At 65.8% G+C, this 15,592-nt stretch carries 19 protein-coding genes; 11 read left to right on the top strand and 8 right to left on the bottom strand.

Annotated features, from left to right (window positions below):
* Nucleotides 1–35: 35 nt before the first annotated feature.
* The 6 genes from WKW77_RS01140 to WKW77_RS01115 all read left to right on the top strand — a co-directional run bounded on the left by WKW77_RS01140 (nucleotide 36) and on the right by WKW77_RS01115 (nucleotide 4,168).
* Nucleotides 36–545 carry a GlcG/HbpS family heme-binding protein gene (locus tag WKW77_RS01140; protein ID WP_340354989.1) on the top strand — a complete coding sequence of 170 codons (510 nt, stop codon included), beginning with the start codon at nucleotides 36–38 and terminating at the stop codon, nucleotides 543–545.
* 62 nt (nucleotides 546–607) lie between these two features.
* Complete coding sequence (locus WKW77_RS01135) at nucleotides 608–1,255, top strand: ankyrin repeat domain-containing protein (RefSeq protein WP_340355578.1); 648 nt, start codon at nucleotides 608–610, stop codon at nucleotides 1,253–1,255.
* A gap of 44 nt (nucleotides 1,256–1,299) precedes the next feature.
* Nucleotides 1,300–1,947, top strand: coding sequence for an FMN-binding negative transcriptional regulator (locus tag WKW77_RS01130; RefSeq protein WP_340354988.1), 648 nt, complete (start codon nucleotides 1,300–1,302; stop codon nucleotides 1,945–1,947).
* A gap of 1 nt (nucleotide 1,948) precedes the next feature.
* Nucleotides 1,949–2,176 carry a hypothetical protein gene (locus tag WKW77_RS01125; RefSeq protein WP_340354987.1) on the top strand — a complete coding sequence of 76 codons (228 nt, stop codon included), beginning with the start codon at nucleotides 1,949–1,951 and terminating at the stop codon, nucleotides 2,174–2,176.
* Entirely contained in the window at nucleotides 2,166–3,242 is a 1,077-nt protein-coding gene (tadA, locus tag WKW77_RS01120; protein WP_340354986.1) for a tRNA adenosine(34) deaminase TadA, read from the top strand. Before WKW77_RS01125 ends, tadA begins: the two co-directional genes overlap by 11 nt.
* Complete coding sequence (locus tag WKW77_RS01115) at nucleotides 3,239–4,168, top strand: LD-carboxypeptidase (RefSeq protein WP_340354985.1); 930 nt, start codon at nucleotides 3,239–3,241, stop codon at nucleotides 4,166–4,168. The genes tadA and WKW77_RS01115 overlap by 4 nt, the downstream gene beginning before the upstream one ends.
* Nucleotides 4,169–4,225: 57 nt before the next feature.
* On the opposite strand, the gene WKW77_RS01110 is transcribed toward WKW77_RS01115, so the two are convergent.
* Complete coding sequence (locus WKW77_RS01110; RefSeq protein ID WP_340354984.1) at nucleotides 4,226–4,666, bottom strand: hypothetical protein; 441 nt, start codon at nucleotides 4,664–4,666, stop codon at nucleotides 4,226–4,228.
* A gap of 194 nt (nucleotides 4,667–4,860) precedes the next feature.
* Here WKW77_RS01110 and WKW77_RS01105 point away from each other — a divergent pair, with 194 nt between their 5' ends.
* A complete protein-coding gene (locus tag WKW77_RS01105; RefSeq protein WP_340354983.1) occupies nucleotides 4,861–5,808 on the top strand; it encodes an adenylate/guanylate cyclase domain-containing protein in 948 nt (315 codons plus the stop codon).
* On the opposite strand, the gene WKW77_RS01100 is transcribed toward WKW77_RS01105, so the two are convergent.
* Complete coding sequence (locus WKW77_RS01100) at nucleotides 5,809–6,474, bottom strand: YceH family protein (protein ID WP_340354982.1); 666 nt, start codon at nucleotides 6,472–6,474, stop codon at nucleotides 5,809–5,811. It lies immediately after the preceding gene.
* 136 nt (nucleotides 6,475–6,610) lie between these two features.
* On the opposite strand from WKW77_RS01100, the gene WKW77_RS01095 reads away from it, so the two are divergent.
* Genes WKW77_RS01095 through sorB form a run of 3 tightly spaced genes read left to right on the top strand, consistent with a single transcriptional unit; the run spans nucleotide 6,611 to nucleotide 9,659 of the window.
* Entirely contained in the window at nucleotides 6,611–8,068 is a 1,458-nt protein-coding gene (locus tag WKW77_RS01095) for an NCS1 family nucleobase:cation symporter-1 (RefSeq protein WP_340354981.1), read from the top strand.
* A gap of 11 nt (nucleotides 8,069–8,079) precedes the next feature.
* A complete protein-coding gene (gene sorA, locus WKW77_RS01090; RefSeq protein ID WP_340354980.1) occupies nucleotides 8,080–9,309 on the top strand; it encodes a SorA family sulfite dehydrogenase catalytic subunit in 1,230 nt (409 codons plus the stop codon).
* An 11-nt stretch (nucleotides 9,310–9,320) separates the two neighbouring features.
* Nucleotides 9,321–9,659 carry a SorB family sulfite dehydrogenase c-type cytochrome subunit gene (gene sorB / locus WKW77_RS01085; RefSeq protein ID WP_340354979.1) on the top strand — a complete coding sequence of 113 codons (339 nt, stop codon included), beginning with the start codon at nucleotides 9,321–9,323 and terminating at the stop codon, nucleotides 9,657–9,659.
* A gap of 253 nt (nucleotides 9,660–9,912) precedes the next feature.
* Here the strand turns inward: sorB and WKW77_RS01080 are convergent, their stop codons facing one another.
* The 6 genes from WKW77_RS01080 to mltG form a co-directional block, all read right to left on the bottom strand.
* Nucleotides 9,913–10,578, bottom strand: coding sequence for an ankyrin repeat domain-containing protein (locus WKW77_RS01080; RefSeq protein ID WP_340354978.1), 666 nt, complete (start codon nucleotides 10,576–10,578; stop codon nucleotides 9,913–9,915).
* Nucleotides 10,575–11,381, bottom strand: a complete 807-nt coding sequence (locus tag WKW77_RS01075; protein ID WP_340354977.1) for a TatD family hydrolase — start codon at nucleotides 11,379–11,381, stop codon at nucleotides 10,575–10,577. The genes WKW77_RS01080 and WKW77_RS01075 overlap by 4 nt, the downstream gene beginning before the upstream one ends.
* Nucleotides 11,382–11,450: 69 nt before the next feature.
* On the bottom strand, nucleotides 11,451–11,825 hold the full coding sequence (locus tag WKW77_RS01070) for a PilZ domain-containing protein (RefSeq protein WP_093158783.1): 375 nt from the start codon (nucleotides 11,823–11,825) through the stop codon (nucleotides 11,451–11,453).
* Nucleotides 11,822–12,841: a DNA polymerase III subunit delta' gene (locus WKW77_RS01065; RefSeq protein ID WP_340354976.1), complete on the bottom strand. Its 1,020-nt coding sequence runs from the start codon at nucleotides 12,839–12,841 to the stop codon at nucleotides 11,822–11,824. Before WKW77_RS01065 ends, WKW77_RS01070 begins: the two co-directional genes overlap by 4 nt.
* Before the next feature lie 61 nt (nucleotides 12,842–12,902).
* Complete coding sequence (gene tmk, locus WKW77_RS01060; protein WP_340354975.1) at nucleotides 12,903–13,562, bottom strand: dTMP kinase; 660 nt, start codon at nucleotides 13,560–13,562, stop codon at nucleotides 12,903–12,905.
* Nucleotides 13,559–14,581: an endolytic transglycosylase MltG gene (gene mltG, locus WKW77_RS01055; protein ID WP_340355577.1), complete on the bottom strand. Its 1,023-nt coding sequence runs from the start codon at nucleotides 14,579–14,581 to the stop codon at nucleotides 13,559–13,561. Before mltG ends, tmk begins: the two co-directional genes overlap by 4 nt.
* Before the next feature lie 87 nt (nucleotides 14,582–14,668).
* Between mltG and ygfZ the strand changes: the two genes are divergently transcribed.
* Nucleotides 14,669–15,592: a CAF17-like 4Fe-4S cluster assembly/insertion protein YgfZ gene (gene ygfZ / locus WKW77_RS01050; RefSeq protein WP_340354974.1), complete on the top strand. Its 924-nt coding sequence runs from the start codon at nucleotides 14,669–14,671 to the stop codon at nucleotides 15,590–15,592.

Below are 15,592 nucleotides of genomic sequence, written 5' to 3'. Positions count from 1 at the left end.
CTGGCCCCAAGCAACCACAACCTTCGGAGATCCTCATGCATTCGTCCCTTCGCCTCGGCGCTCTTGCCGCCGTTCTCGCAGCTGCCGCGGTCACCGCGCAGGCAGAGAGCCCGGCCCCCGCCGTACGCACCGAAAAGAACATGTCGCTCGCCCTCGCGAACCAGATCGCTGCCGAGACCGTGGCGGCCTGCGCTGCCAACGGCTATTCGGTGAGCGCGACCGTGGTCGATCGCTCCGGCGTCGTGCGCGCCGTCCAGCGCGCCGACAACGCAGGTGCGCATACGCTGGGTGCGAGCGAGCGCAAGGCCTGGACTTCGGCTTCTGCCAAGGCACCGACCTCGGCGATGATGGAAAACGCGCAGAAGAATCCCGGTGCGGCCAACCTGGTGAACATCCCCGGCTTCCTGCTGCTGGGCGGCGGCGTTCCGATCAAGTCGGGCAATGAAGTGATCGGCGCCGTGGGCGTCGGCGGCGCGCCGGGCGGTCACCTGGACGAGCAATGTGCGAACGCCGCGCTCGAGAAGGTCAAGGCGCAACTGGGCTGAGCGACGTGAGCGGCATGCTGCTTCGGTGCGGGTGCGTCGTCGTCTTCGGCGCACTCGCCGCAATGGCGCCGACGCTGTCGAACGCGCAGGTGCCACCTTCCGCCGCGGAGGCCCAGGCCTACGCGGGCCTGCATCAGGCGGCATGGCGTGGCGATGCGGCCAAGGTCAAGGCCCTGATCGCGGCCGGAGCCGACGTCGATGCCCGCGATGCGCAGGGCCGCACGCCGCTGCAGGTCGCGACCTATGCGCGGCAACGTGACACGATCACGCTGCTCGCCAAGGCGGGTGCGAAGCTCGATGTCCTCGAGAACGACCGCTACGATGCCGTCACGATTGCCGCGGTCGCCGACGACCCGCAGACCTTGTCGCTGCTGCTCTCGCTCGGTGCGAAAGCCGGGCAGACCACCAGCCGCTACGACGGCACCGCGCTCATCGCCGCGGCCCACCTCGGCCACGACGAGGTGGTGCGCATCCTGATCCGCGCCGGCGCGCCGCTCGATCATGTCAACAACCTGCATTGGACGGCACTGATCGAGTCCATCGTGCTCGGCGACGGCGGGCCGCGCCACCAGCGCACGCTGGTCGCGCTCGTCGATGCCGGTGCCAACACGCAACTCGCCGACCGTCAGGGCAACACACCCCTGCAACTCGCCAAGGCACGTGGCTACGAGGCCATGGTCGAAAAGCTGAAGTCCGCCGGCGCACGCTAGCGCGGTCGCGCACAATCGGGCGATTCCTGAGACAGGATTCGCCCATGTACATGCCTCCCCAGTTCAATTCCACCGACCGCGAGGTCGCGATGGAATTGATGCGCTCGCATCCCTTTGCCAGCCTTGTCTCGACGGATGACGAGGGCGTGCCTTTCATCACCCACCTTCCGCTGGTGCTGGACGATCGAGGGGAGGGCGGCTGGTCGCTGCTCGGCCACTGTGCCAAGCCCAATCCGCATTGGCGCTATCTGCAGGCACGGCCGAAGGCGGTCGCGTCCTTTCTCGGACCACACGCCTACCTGTCGCCATCGGTCTATCCCGACTTGGCCCGCGTGCCGACCTGGAATTACCTCGCAGTGCACTGCACTGTCGAGGCCCGCCTGATCGAAACACCGGACGACAAGGATGCGCTGCTCAAGCGGCTCATCGCGCAGCATGAACCCGCCTATGCGCAGCAGTGGCGCGATCTCGGCGGGGAGTTCCAGCACAAGATGCTGGGCGGGATCGTTGGCTTCGAGCTGCGCGTGACCGCGCTGCAATGCAAGATCAAGCTGAACCAGCATCGCAAGGAGTCGCATCTCGCGATGCATGCACGCTATTGCGAGGGCTCGCCGGACGAACGTGCGCTGGCCGGATGGATGGAACGCCTGGGCATGCAGGTCGCCGATTCGGCGCAGATCGGAGAAAGCTGAGATGCGCGCCATAGGACTGATTGGACTCGTGCTCGCGCTGCTCTTGGTCGGGGTCTTGGCCAAGAAGCAAATGAGTCCGGCTGTCGCGCCGGCGCTGCCGCCCGGTGCACAGGCGACCCACCCAGCCCCGGCAGGCGACGCCCGGACGCAGAGCCGGCAGATCCAGGAACAGATCAAGCAATCGCTCGACGCCGCGCAGCAAAGGCGTCCGATGCCGGATGACGACTGACGCGCACTGGATGCGGCTCGCGCTGGCCGAAGCCAGCCGCGCGGCCGATGCCGGCGAAGTACCGATCGGCGCAGTGGTGGTGAAGGATGGCGGGGTGGTTGCGGTCGGGCGCAATTCGCCGGTGACGCAACACGATCCGAGCGCGCACGCGGAAGTCAACGCGCTTCGTGCCGCCGGCGCGGCGCTCGGCAACTACCGGCTGGACGGCTGCGAGCTCTTCGTCACGCTGGAACCCTGTCCGATGTGCGCCGGCGCGATGCTTCACGCGCGGCTGAAGCGTGTGGTGTTCGGCGCGGCGGACCCCAGGACCGGCGCGGCCGGATCGGTGGTCGATCTGTTCGCTCCGCCGCAACTCAATCACCACACGTCGGTGCAGGGCGGCGTGCTCGCGTCGGAATGCCAGGCGCTTCTCCAGGGGTTCTTTCAGGATCGCCGCAGCGAGGCTCGCATGGCCGCCGAACCGCTGCGAGACGACGCATTACGCACGCCGCTCGAACGCTTCGGCTCGCTGGCCGACTATGCCTTCGAAGCGAACTACGTGAGCGACCTGCCGGCGCTGCGCGGATGGCGGATGCACTACCTCGACGAAGGTCCGAGGCATTCGGACCGGGTGCTGCTCTGCATCCACGGACCCGGCGAGTGGAGCTATTTCTTCCGCCATCTCGCGCGCTCGAATGGCGTGCGGGTGTTGGCGCCGGACCTCATCGGCCTGGGCAAGAGCGACAAGCCCAAGCGCGAGGCCGTCCACCAACTGGATTGGCATCGCGACGTCTTGCTGGGGTGGCTCGAGCAAATCCGTCCCGGGCCCGTGGTGCTGGTCCACAGCGCCGGCGGCGCCCACTTGGCATCGTTGCTGGCCTCGGCGGAACCCGCGCGCTTCCTGCATGTGATGGTCGCACCCGACGCGGGCGAAAACGTCGCCGATGCGTGGCGAGCACCCTTTCCCGATCGCGGTCACGAAGCCGCACTGCGCGCCCTGGGCCGCACGCCCAAGCACGTGTCCGGCCCCGACACCGCGCAGGCGGAACAGATCATCAAGAATGCAATGGGATACTTCGCCCCGTGAAAAAGCACATCTACATCTATTCGCCGTCGAGCGCAGTGCGCGACAAGGCGGCGTTCAAGCGCGGCGTCAAAAGGCTTCGGGCACTCGGCCATGAGGTCGAGATCGACGAGGCCGCACTGGCCACCCACCAGCGATTCGCAGGCGACGATGCCACGCGTGTCGCCGCCATCTCGCGGGCGGCGGCGAGCGGGGCCGACGTGGCGCTCATCTCGCGCGGCGGCTACGGGCTCACGCGCATCCTCGATGCCATTCCCTACAAGGCAGTGGCTAAGGCGATCCATGATGGCACCGAGTTCGTCGGGCTCAGCGACTTCACCGCATTTCAGAACGCGCTGCTCGCCAAGACCGGCAGCGTGACGTGGGCGGGGCCCGCAGTCGGCGAAGACTTCGGCGCCGAAGGCGGGGCGGACGACATCATGGAAGCGTGCTTCGACGATCTACTTGGCGGGCAAGGGGAGGGCACCGGCTGGCGCATGCCCGCCCGCGACGTCGACGGCCTGGCTCCGTTGCGCGGCATCCATGGCGCGGTGCTCTGGGGCGGGAATCTCTGCGTGCTGACCAGCCTGCTCGGGACGCCGTACTTCCCGTCGATCGACAAGGGCGTCCTGTTCCTGGAGGACGTCAACGAACATCCGTATCGCGTGGAACGCATGCTCGACCAGCTACGGCAGGCGGGCGTACTGGCCAGGCAGAAGGCGGTCATCCTTGGGCACTTCACCGGCATTCGCAAGGTCTCGCACGATCGCGGCTTCAGCATGAAGACGGTGGCTGCGCGCCTGCGCGAACTGATCAAGCCGCCGGTTCTGACGGGACTGCCGTTCGGCCATGTACCAACAAAAGTGTTGCTGCCCGTGGGCGCCAAGGTCGAGGTCGCAGCCGACGGTCGCGACGTTTTCATGGTCTGGGGACATCGGCACGCGCACTGAGGGGCCGAGGGCAAAAAAAAAGAGGCCGTGGGCCTCTTGCGTTTCGTCGGATGCGTCTCAACCCGCGATTCGCTGATGGGTGCGCGGCCCCATCGCGTGCGGCAAGCCGCCCTTGAAGAGGCGATTGATCTGTCGCATTTGGCGGCGAGCGGCGACTTCGCCGTCGACCGCGCTCAGTGCGGTCAACACATCCTGGCGCAGATACCAGAGCGCTTCCAGGTCGCCGGCGAAGCGAACACGCTGCGCCACCCTTTGAACCGAATGGCCGCCGTGAACCTGCAACAGCGACAGCATCGCAGTGCGGATCTGGCCCATCTGACGATCCGCGGAACGGCGCGAGCCGAAGCCGGGAAGGGACAGAAAGCGGAGGAGCCTGCTGAAGAACATTGCGAGGAAGGCGGGTTGCCAGAAGCCTTGATGGGTGCCTACGTTAAGCGCGGCCTCGAAGCCGCACAAGTGTGGAAACATCATTTCATGTTTAAAAACAACATACTTCACGAATCAGTTCAAGTGTTGGCCTAAGAACTTAAACCTAAGTGTTACTTTTAAAAACGAAAGTGTTCGCCGCCTTTGTGACTAAATGAAAAAGCAACAGGGTCCGCCCGGAAGTGGCGCGATTTGAAGCATTGAGAGGGTGTTTTCATGCCGCTTTGCCATAATCCAAAGGCGAGGGCTACCAAAAACTGCACAACATGGGCGTCAATTCGACTGTCGTTTTCGCTGATCTGACAGGGAGTACCAGGGTCTTCGAGGCCATGGGAAATGCGCGCGCCACCGAAACGGTGACGCGGCTGACGCAATGGATCGGGGGCGTCTGCGAGTCCCACGGCGGTCGTGTCGTGAAGTCGCTGGGCGATGGTGTCTTCGCGATCTTCGGAAATGGCGTCACGGCGACGCGCGCGGTGCTCGAGATGCAGCGCAACCATCAGAAGCGGCTACAGACCTGGCCGACTCCGCTGCGCATGGAACTGCAGATCGGCGTGGCGAGCGGGGAGGTCGTGGAGGTCGACGGCGATTGCTACGGGGATGCCGTGAATCTCGCATCCCGCCTCAGCGACCTCGCAGGTCCCGGCCAGATCTGGGCCACGGAATCGGTGATCGATCAGTTGCACGAGGGCGAGGTGCGCCATCGTAGCCTGGGGCCGATCAACATCCGCGGCAAGAACGAAATGCCGATCGTCCATCGCATCGACTGGCAGGACGAGGTGTCCGAGTTCCTCACGATGCCGGCCTCTCTGGTTCCGTCGGCGCGCGGTCCTGACTCGTCGTTCGGCCAGATCGAGCTGGCGTGGCTCGACGTTCGCACGCTGTTCCGTGTGGAGGACCTGCCGATTCATCTCGGGCGGGTCGACGAGGCGCAGTTCGTCGTCAACGATCCGCGCGTTTCACGTCTGCATGCGCGGATCGAATTGCGGCACGGCAGCTGCGTGCTCGTGGATGTCAGCACCTATGGCACCTGGGTTCGCTTTCACGGCACGGCGGGCGCAAGCGGCGAGATTGCACTGCGGCGTGATGAATGCGTGCTGCATGGCAGCGGCGAGATCGGCCTCGGGGCGCCCCTGAGCGACTTCAGCGCGCCGACCATCTCCTTCAATACGACTGGCGGCAACGTGCTGCTGGCGCACCGCGACGTTCGCTAGCTACGAAGCGTCGCTGATCCCAAGCTCCGAGCAGATCCGGCCGACCAGGGCCTTCATGCCGTCGAGTTCCGCCTCCAGCCGGGCCACATTGGCCTTCAGAGCGGCCACTTCACCCAACGACACGTCCTCGCTGCCAGCGATGGGATAGGGGGAGGGCGTATCTTCTGCCGGCGCACCGCCGAGAAGATGAGCCCATCGACTTTCTCTCGCTCCAGGCAGGCGAGGCAGCTTGACGACCAGTCCGCCCGCGGGCCTCTCGGCCAGTTCATCGAGAAAAGCCTCGACTGACGAAATGTCCGCGAAGTTGTGCATGCGATCGGATGCGATGCGCAGTTCACCCGCCGTCTGCGGTCCCCGCAACATCAACACGGTGAGCAGGACGATCGATTGGGACGGAATCCTCAGCACGCCGTCGATGTTGTGCGCGTAGCGGTAAGCGCGCCCGCCGCTCGACTCGGTCACCAGACTGAGTGACTTGAGGCTGTCGAGGGTGGCCTGCGCTTCGGCCTCGGAAACGTCCAGGATGGGATTGCGGCTCGTCTTCTGGTTGCAGCCCGCGACCAGCGAATTGAGCGTGAGCGGATAGCTGTCGGGGACCGTGCGCTGCTTCTCCGAGAGGACGCCGAGCACGCGGATTTCGAGAGGGGAGAGGGCTCGAAGGGACATGGATTCAGATCGAATGCGGGTCGGCAAGTGCCACCTGCGCGCAAGCAGCATACAGGACCGAACAGGCGCGCAGGGGCTCCCCAAGATGGTGCAGACATGCTACTGTCCGCCGAGTGATAGCCATGAGGAGACAGCCATGGAGATCCGCAATCCTTCCCCAGGCCTCTACAACGAAGATCTGGCACCGGCGCGGGAGCGTCGATGGGGTGCCTTCAGCATCTTCAACGTCTGGACTTCGGACGTCCACAGCCTCTGGGGCTACTACCTCGCCGCCAGCCTGTTCCTGCTGTGCGGCAGCTTCGTCAATTTCCTGCTGGCCATCGGGCTCGGCTCGCTGGTGATCTTTGCGCTGATGAACCTGATCGGCTATGCCGGCGAGAAGACCGGCGTGCCGTACCCGGTGCTGGCGCGCGCCTCTTTCGGTGTCTGGGGCGCCAACCTGGCGGCCATGGTGCGGGCCGTGGTGGCCTGCTTCTGGTACGGGGCGCAAACAGCCGCGGCCGCAAGCGCGGTGGTCGCGCTGCTGATCCGCAACGATGCGATGCTCGATTTCCACAAGAACGTGCATTTCCTCGGGCACACAGGGCTCGAAGTGATCTGCTACGTGGTGGTCTGGGGACTGCAGTTGCTGATCATCCAGAAAGGCATGGAGACAGTCCGCCGGTTTCAGGACTGGGCGGGTCCGGCGGTCTGGGTCGCCATGCTGATCCTGGCGGTCGGGCTCTGCGTCAAGGCCGGCGGCTTCTCGTTCGAGCACGGGATTCCGATGGATCAGCTGCTCGAAAAGACCAAGGATGCCGGCGTTTCCGGTGAGCCCGGCTCCTTCTGGGCGTTGATGGCGGTCGGCGCCACCTGGATCACGTACTTCGCGGCGCTCTACCTGAACTTCTGCGACTTCTCGCGCTTTGCCAAGAACAAGGATGCCGTGCGCACGGGCAACCTGTGGGGCCTGCCGATCAACCTGATCGCCTTTTCGCTGGTTGCCGGCGTCACGACCATCGCGGCCTTCAAGGTCTACGGCGAAGTGCTGCTGCATCCCGAGCAGATCTCGGCCAAGTTCGACAGCTGGGTGCTTGCCCTGATCGCAGCGATCACCTTCGCGGTCGCCACGCTGGGCATCAACGTGGTGGCCAACTTCGTGTCGGCTGCGTTCGATATCTCGAACACCTTTCCGAAGGTGATCAGTTTCAAGCGGGGAGGGGTGATCGCCGCACTGATCGCGCTCGTGCTCTACCCCTTCGCGCCGTGGGAGGGCAACGCAGCCCATTTCGTGAATGCGATCGGCGCCACGATGGGTCCGCTCCTGGGCGTGATCCTGGTGGACTACTACATCGTGGCCAAGAGCAACATCAACGTCGCGGCCCTCTACCAGGAGCATGGCGAGTACCGGTACGAAGGCGGATGGAACGTCAACGCGCTGGTCGCGACCGGCATCGGCAGCCTGTTCTCCACCTTCCTGCCCAACTTCACGAACCTGCTGCCGGCCTGGTGGAACATCTATGGCTGGTTCATCGGCGTGGCGGTCGGCGGCGGTGTGTACCTGGTGATGGCCACGCTGCGCCCACGGCACGCGACGGTCACCGCCCACGCCTGAGGGAGCGGGCAATGACTGACCCGATCAACCGGCTTCGTCGCAGACTCGTTGCAGGCGGCACGGGCGCCGTCGCCGGCCTCGGGCTGGGCCCGCTCGGCCGGGCCGCCTTCGCGCAGGCCGCGACCGTCGAGATGCCCTTCGTCAATGGCAAGCGCAACCTCGCGGCCTACCCCGAAAAGCGGCCGCTGATCGTGCTGACCTCGCGCCCGCCGCAACTGGAAACGCCGTTCGAGGTTTTCAACGAAGGCCTGCTCACGCCCAATGACGCTTTCTTCGTGCGCTACCACAACGCCGGCATTCCCACCTCGATCGATGGCGACAGGCACGTGGTCAGGATCGGCGGCAATGCGGTCGGCAAGCCTTTCGAGCTGACGGTGGCCGAACTGCGTGCGCAGTTCAAGCCGATCGAGTATGTGGCGGTCAACCAGTGCTCCGGCAACGGCCGTGGACTGTTCGAGCCGCGGGTCACGGGGGGGCAATTGGGCAACGGCGCGATGGGCAACGCGCGCTGGGTCGGCGTAGCCCTCAAGGACGTCCTGGCACGTGCGGAACCGAAGAGCAGTGCCCGCCAGGTGACGTTCAAGGGACTGGACATGGCGCTCTTCGGCGGCGGCGACTTCGTCAAGGCGCTCGACGCCGGTCACGCGATGGATGGCGAGGTGATGCTCGCGTGGCAGATGAACGGCGCCGACATCCCCATGCTGAACGGCTACCCGCTCAAGCTCATCGTGCCGGGCTACTACGGGACCTACTGGGTCAAGCACGTCTCGGAGATCCAGGTGATCGACACGGTCTTCGACGGCTTCTGGATGAAGACGGCCTACCGCGTGCCCGACAACGAATGCGCCTGCGTGGAGCCCGGCACCGTGCCGGCGGTGACCCGGCCGATCGGCCGCTTCAACGTGCGCTCGTTCATCACCTCGCTGGCCGACGGTGCGCACGTGCGGGCGGCCCAGACGCTCGTCGTGCGCGGCGTCGCATTCGACGGAGGGCAGGGCATTCGCGAAGTCGCCTGGTCGGACGATGACGGACAAAGCTGGCGCAGCGCCAGGCTCGGCAACGACATGGGGCGCTATTCGTTCCGGGAGTTCTCCTTCGGCTTCACCCCCAGGAAGGGAAACCACGTGCTGCGCGTGAGGGCCTGGAACCGTTCCGGCCAGAGCCAGCCCATGGAAGCGCTCTGGCAGCCCGCGGGCTACATGCGCAACGTGGTCGAGCGAGTCAAGGTGCTTGCCGCGTAGGGAGCGACAACATGAAATGCAGCGCCTTCATTACCGCGATCGCTTCCGCGCTGGCCCTGTGCATCGGGGCGGCGAGTGCCGGCGCCGCCGAAAGAACGATCACCTTGCCGCCGGACGGCGTGCAGCTCAAGGCGAGCACGTTGCCCGGCTACGAGAAGGCGCAAGCCAACTGCATGACCTGCCATTCGGCGGAGTACATGCTCTACCAGCCGCCCACCGCGCCACGCCCTTATTGGGAGGCCATGGTCAAGCGGATGAAGCAGGTTTTCAACGGCCCGATCAATGAAGAAGACATGCCACTGATCGTGGACTACCTCGTGAAGACCTATGGCAACGAGCAGCCCAAATAGGTATTGAACCGTTCGCCCGCTTTGCGGGGTGAACCGTCATGGCCGGGTAGTGCAGAGCACCGAAGGCCGCGATGCGGATGACCGGTAGCGGAGCCGTGGGCATTCGAATCTCTGGAAGGGAAAGAAAGCGGGCGAAGGCTCGACGCCGGATCGGCCTTCGCGTCCTTGATTTTACATAATATACATTGTGTTCGAATTCAGTCCGAGAAGGATCGGCGGGGCAACGGCGCGCTTCACTCGACACCGCCTGCGCTCACCACTTGCCGTCCGCGGGTCTCTTGGCCTTGGCTCCGGCCTCGTTGATCATCTGGAGCGCGTCCGTGCGATTGGCCTTCTGCGCGAAATCGGCGGCGGTCATTCCGAGCTGGTTCTTCATCAGCGGATCCGCGCCTTCTTCGAGCAGCAGCTTCACCGCAGCCGCCGAGCCGTACATCGCGGCCATCATCAGCGGCGTGGTGCCGTTGGGCGACTGCGCGTCGATGAACGCGTCCTTGTCGAGCAACTGCTTCATGATCGCCACATGGCCGTTGGTCGCGGCGTAATGCAGCGGCGTCCAGCCGGGCTTGTTGATGTCGGCGTCGCGCTCTATCAGCTTGGTGACGACGTCCTGCTGGCCCTTGATCGCGGCCAGCATCAACGGGCTTTCGTCCTTCGGATTGCGCGCCTCGACGTCGGTCTTGGGCCAGTCGATGAGGACCTGGATCACCTTCGGCGACGGTTCGCGCAACGCGATCAGCAGACCGGTCTGGCCCTGCGCATCCCGGGTGTTGGGATCGAAACCGCGATTCAGGAGGCTCTTGACGCCGCTCGCGTTGTCCGCACGGACAGCCCTGAAGAAGTCGTCGAACGAATCCGCATGAGCCGCAAAAGTCCCTGTGATAACAATAAGATATAGAAGTTTTTTAAAGTAATTTTTCATGATTTTGCGACCGCAAAGAGGCGGTCGAAGTTGTCGCTCGTCGCGTTGCCGATCGTTTCAACCGGCACACTCCGCAGTTCGGCGATCTGCTGTGCGACGAAGGGAACGTACGCTGGACTGTTCGTCTTTCCGCGGTATGGCACCGGGGCGAGATACGGACTGTCGGTCTCGATGAGCATCCGGTCCAGTGGCACGAATGCCGCCACATCCCGCAGGTCCTGCGCCTTTTTGAAGGTCAGGATGCCCGAGAAGGAAATGTAGAAACCCAGGTCGAGCGCGGCCCGGGCCACTTCGGCAGTCTCGGTGAAGCAATGGAAGACCCCGCCTGCGCTCCCCGGTCCTCCGTCCTCGCCCTCCTCCTTCAGGATGGCCAGGGTGTCGGCCGAGGCTTCCCGGGTGTGGATTACCAGCGGCTTGCGCGTCTGCTGCGCAGCCCGGATGTGCACGCGAAAGCGGTCGCGTTGCCATTCGAGGTCGGCGATGCTGCGGCCGCCCTTGCGCTCTTCCATCTGGTAGTAGTCGAGTCCCGTCTCGCCGATGGCGATCACTTTCGGGAGTGCCGATCGACGCACCAGGTCATCCAAAGTGGGCTCAAGGACATCTTCGCTGTCCGGATGGACGCCTACGGAGGCCCAAAAGTTGTCGTAACCGGCCGCGAGGGCTTGGACGTCGTCGAATTCTTCGAGGGTCGTGCAGATGCAAAGCGCCCGGTCGACCCGCGCGGCCGCCATGGCGGCGCGGACCTGCGGCATCTGGTCCGCGAACTCGGGAAAGGTCAGGTGGCAGTGGGAGTCGGTAAACATCGCGGGATGGAATGAGCAGGGCGCTGTCGCGCCGCTGGCGGTCCGCGCCCCGGAAGCACGGGATTCGGATCAGATGGTCTGGGTGGGACGGTCGGAAGCCATGGTGCCGCCGAGCGCCTCCTCGATGCGCGCCTTGAGCTGGCGCGACTTGTCGTCGGACGGAAAGCGGATGCCGACGCCCGGCGCCCGGTTGCCAGCCGCGCGGGACGGCGTGATCCAGGCCACCTTGCCGGCGATCGGATAACGTTGCGGATCGTCCGGCAGGGTCAAGAGCACGTAGACGTCGTCGCCGAGACGGTATTCGCGAGAGGTCGGAATGAAGATGCCGCCCTCGGCGAACAACGGAATGTAGGCTGCATAGAGCGCGCCCTTTTCCTTGATGGCCAGCTGGATGACGCTGGGCCGGACGGGCGCGGCGGGGGTGGAAGCTGCTGGTGTATTCATGGGCGGCGGCGTGCGGAGTTTAGGGTGGTTCGCGCTTCGCTCACAAGCGCTTCGAGCATGAGGCCCGCATTGAACGGGTGTTCCGCGGTTTTTGCCGCATTCGCGAGCGACTTCGACCAGCGCGCCAATGCGCCCCTGGGCGGCACTGGCGGCAGGTCAGCGCTGTCGAAGAAGCGCGGTTCGGCGCCGCTGTCGGTTGCCATGAGGTCGTGGCAAAGCTTCTGCAGGACGTCGATCGCCTGCGCCGGCGCGTGATCGGCCAACGCACCGACATCGCCCCGCACCATCGCCTTGGGCAGCAATCCCCAGGCCTTGGGCGACTGGCCCTGGGCCGCGAGGCGAAGCGCATCGCTTGGTCGTCCGCCAGCCGCGCGCAGCAGGGCGGTCGCATCGGCCGCCGCAACGCCCTGTCCGACCAGCCAGTCGCGTGCTTCCTCCGGCGCCGGCCAGGGCAGCGTGAAGCCAAGGCAGCGGCTGCGAATCGTCGGCAAAAGCTGCCACGCCGCCTCGCTGGCGAGGACGAATCGCACGTCGCCGACGGGCTCCTCCAGCGTCTTGAGCAGCGCATTCGCGGTGATCGTGTTCATGCGCTCGGCCGGATAGACCAGCACCACCTTGCCGAGGCCGCGTGCGCTGGTCCGCTGAGCGAAACCGACGGCATCACGCATCGCCTCGACGCGGATCTCGCGACTCGGCTTGCGCTTCTTGTCGTCGATGTCGGCCTGCGCCTTTTCATCGAGCGGCCACCCGAGCGCCTGCATCGCGACTTCGGGCATGAGCACGCAAAGGTCCGCATGCGTGCGGACCTTGATGGCGTGGCAGCTGGGGCAGTGCCCGCAGGCGCCCTCCTTCCTGGCCTCTTCAGGCTGCTCGCATAGCCAGGCCGCGGCCAACGCAAGACCGAGCTCGTATTGGCCCAACCCTGAAGGCCCCTGCAGCAGCCACGCATGGCCCCGCTGGCGCAGCAACTCGGCGAGCGGCTTGCGCAGCCACGGCGAGAGCGTGTCCGCGCTCACTGGGCAACCTCCGTGCCTCGCACTGCGGTGCGAGCCCCCTTCGGAACGGCCGGGCGGGGGCTCATGGCGCTCCTCCGCTTTGCGATGCAACGAGGCCGCGCTCGGCCAGGGCCGCTTCGATCTGCTGCCACACCGCCTCGCGCGACTGGTCGGCGTCGATGCGGACGAACCGCGGCGCGTCTTTCGCGCGCGCGGCATAGCCTGCCGCGACGCGCTTGAAGAACTCCACCGGCTGCGACTCGAACTTGTCCGGCACGCGCGCCCCGGCCAGCCGCTCGGCCGCGATCTCCGGCGCCAGGTCGAACCAGACCGTGATGTCGGGCTGCAGGAGCCCGCGGGCTGCAGCGTCCGCATCCGCTTGCACCCACCCTTCGAGTGTCGACAGCACCGCCGGATCGAAGCCGCGCCCCGCCCCTTGATACGCAAAGGTCGCGTCGGTGAATCGGTCGCACAGCACGACATCGCCACGCGCCAGCGCCGGCTCGATGACGCGCACGACATGGTCGCGCCGGGCCGCGAAGACCAGAAGCGATTCGGTCAGCGGGTCCATGGGCTGTTCGAGGATCAGCGCGCGCAGGGTTTCGGCCAGTGGCGTGCCGCCAGGTTCGCGCGTGCGCGTGACCTGTCGGCCCTGCGCTGTGAACAGCGCTTCGAGCGCATCGATATGGCTCGATTTGCCGGCACCGTCGATGCCTTCGAGCGTGAGGAAAAGCCCCTTCATTGACCGCTCCGCTGGTTCGGATCGGTGGTGCCGCGCTGATAGCGGTTCACCGCCTTGTTGTGCTCGTCGAGCGAGCTGCTGAACTGACTCGTGCCGTCGCCGCGCGAAACGAAATAGAGCGACTTGCTCTGCGCCGGCTGCACCGCGGCCAGGAGCGCCGCCTTGCCCGGCATGGCGATCGGCGTCGGCGGCAGGCCGTTGCGCGTGTAGGTGTTCCACGGGGTGTCGGTCTGCAAATCCTTCTTGCGCAGGTTGCCGTCGAAGCGCTGGCCCATGCCGTAGATCACGGTCGGATCGGTCTGCAGCGGCATGCCCATGCGCAGCCGGTTGTGAAAGACGGCCGAGATCTCCGCACGGTCCTGGGCCTTGCCCGTCTCCTTTTCGACAATGCTGGCGAGAATCAGCGCCTCGTCGGGCGTCTTGAGCGCCACGCCGGACGCCCGGGCCGCCCAGGCCGCTTCGAGCTTCTTGTCCATGGCGCGCATGGCGCGCTGCAGCAGCGCGAAATCGGTCGAGCCTTTCGAATAGGTATAGGTGTCCGGAAAGAAGCGTCCCTCGGGATGTTGCCCTGCCCGGCCGAGCCGGGTCATCAGCTCCTCGTCGGTCAGTCCGACGGTTTCGGCCTTCAGCTGGTCGGCCTTGGCGAGCGCCGCGCGCACCTGGCGGATGTTCCAGCCTTCCACAAGGACGATGCTGCGCGTGGCTTCCTCGCCGCGCACCAGCACGCTCAGCAGCGTCCGTGGCGTGATGCCGCGCTCCAGCTCGTAGCTGCCGGCGCGCATCTGCCGATCCTGACCCGAGAAGCGGAACCACCAGTAGAGCAGTTGCGGGGGCACGTCCACGCCGGTGTCGGCGACGGCTTGGGCGATGCCGCGCGGCGTGGTTCCCGGCTCGATCGACAGGTCGACGCTCGGTGCCGGAAGCCGCAAGGGTTGGTTGACCCACCAGAGGCCCGCCGCGCCGATGCCCAGAGCGCCCAGGGCGGCCAACAGAAAGATCGTGAGGAAGAAGCGGCGCACGGAATCCGGCGAAGGGAGCAAAGAGAGTGGGAAGCGGCGGAAGCCCTGCCGATCGAACGGATCGGGACCGGCCATGATAATTCAGCGATGACCTCAGTCGTTCTGAATGGCGTGACCGCCCTCTCCCACCTCGGTGTCATCCGGGCCGAAGGCCCCGACGCCGCCAGTTTCCTGCATGGCCAGCTGACCCAGGACTTCGCGCTGCTCGACGCCGCCGAAGCCCGGCTTGCAGCCCTGTGCACCGCCAAGGGGCGGGCGATCGCGAGCTTCATCGGCATCCGCCCGCAAACGGACCGGATCCTGCTCGTCTGCAGCCGGGACATCCTGCCCGCGACGCTCAAGCGGCTGTCGATGTATGTGCTGCGCGCGAAGGCCAAGCTCACCGATGCGAGCGACGAATTCGCGCTCTACGGCCTCGCCGGCACGGCCCTGGCGGCCAACGACGTCGATCCGGCCTCGCTGCCCGGGCGCTCCATCGCGGTGGGTGAAGCACATGCCGTGACGCTCTATCCCTCCGACCGCATTCCGCGTGCCCTCTGGATCGCGCCCGCCGGCAGCGCCGCGCCGAAGGGACCGGCCGTCGACCCGGCACTGTGGCAATGGAGCGAAGTGCGAAGCGGCATCGTGACGCTGACCTCGCCGATCGTCGAAGCCTTCGTGCCGCAGATGATCAACTACGAGTCGGTCGGCGGCGTGAACTTCAAGAAGGGTTGCTATCCAGGCCAGGAAGTGGTCGCGCGAAGCCAGTTCCGCGGGACGCTGAAGCGGCGCACCTACCTGGTCCAGGCGAATGACGAGATCGCAGCCGGACAGGAAGTGTTTGCCGCCGGCGACCCCGGGCAGCCAGTCGGACTGGTCGCGCAGGCGGCTCCGGCGCCCGGCGGCGGATGGGCCGGGCTGATCTCGATCCAGATCGCGGCGATCGAAGCAGGCGGCCTGCACGCACGCGCAGCCGACGGGCCGGCGCTCACGGTCGAGCCCCTGCCCTATCCCCTGCTGGAAGACATCTGA

Origin of the sequence: Variovorax ureilyticus (genome assembly GCF_037889935.1) — a bacterium.
Taxonomy (GTDB): Bacteria; Pseudomonadota; Gammaproteobacteria; order Burkholderiales; family Burkholderiaceae_C; genus Variovorax; species Variovorax ureilyticus.
Note: the sequence above shows the minus strand (reverse complement) of the source record. Positions and strands in the feature narration are given on the sequence as shown.

What these genes read in the sequence shown, in the direction of transcription:
- WKW77_RS01140 (WP_340354989.1), top strand. Translation starts at nt 36, where the DNA reads ATGCATTCGTCCCTTCGCCTCGGCGCTCTTGCCGCCGTTCTCGCAGCT.
- WKW77_RS01135 (WP_340355578.1), top strand. Translation starts at nt 608, where the DNA reads ATGGCGCCGACGCTGTCGAACGCGCAGGTGCCACCTTCCGCCGCGGAG.
- WKW77_RS01130 (WP_340354988.1), top strand. Translation starts at nt 1,300, where the DNA reads ATGTACATGCCTCCCCAGTTCAATTCCACCGACCGCGAGGTCGCGATG.
- WKW77_RS01125 (WP_340354987.1), top strand. Translation starts at nt 1,949, where the DNA reads ATGCGCGCCATAGGACTGATTGGACTCGTGCTCGCGCTGCTCTTGGTC.
- tadA (WP_340354986.1), top strand. Translation starts at nt 2,166, where the DNA reads ATGACGACTGACGCGCACTGGATGCGGCTCGCGCTGGCCGAAGCCAGC.
- WKW77_RS01105 (WP_340354983.1), top strand. Translation starts at nt 4,861, where the DNA reads ATGGGCGTCAATTCGACTGTCGTTTTCGCTGATCTGACAGGGAGTACC.
- WKW77_RS01100 (WP_340354982.1), bottom strand. Translation starts at nt 6,474, where the DNA reads ATGTCCCTTCGAGCCCTCTCCCCTCTCGAAATCCGCGTGCTCGGCGTC.
- WKW77_RS01095 (WP_340354981.1), top strand. Translation starts at nt 6,611, where the DNA reads ATGGAGATCCGCAATCCTTCCCCAGGCCTCTACAACGAAGATCTGGCA.
- sorA (WP_340354980.1), top strand. Translation starts at nt 8,080, where the DNA reads ATGACTGACCCGATCAACCGGCTTCGTCGCAGACTCGTTGCAGGCGGC.
- sorB (WP_340354979.1), top strand. Translation starts at nt 9,321, where the DNA reads ATGAAATGCAGCGCCTTCATTACCGCGATCGCTTCCGCGCTGGCCCTG.
- WKW77_RS01080 (WP_340354978.1), bottom strand. Translation starts at nt 10,578, where the DNA reads ATGAAAAATTACTTTAAAAAACTTCTATATCTTATTGTTATCACAGGG.
- WKW77_RS01075 (WP_340354977.1), bottom strand. Translation starts at nt 11,381, where the DNA reads ATGTTTACCGACTCCCACTGCCACCTGACCTTTCCCGAGTTCGCGGAC.
- WKW77_RS01070 (WP_093158783.1), bottom strand. Translation starts at nt 11,825, where the DNA reads ATGAATACACCAGCAGCTTCCACCCCCGCCGCGCCCGTCCGGCCCAGC.
- tmk (WP_340354975.1), bottom strand. Translation starts at nt 13,562, where the DNA reads ATGAAGGGGCTTTTCCTCACGCTCGAAGGCATCGACGGTGCCGGCAAA.
- ygfZ (WP_340354974.1), top strand. Translation starts at nt 14,669, where the DNA reads ATGACCTCAGTCGTTCTGAATGGCGTGACCGCCCTCTCCCACCTCGGT.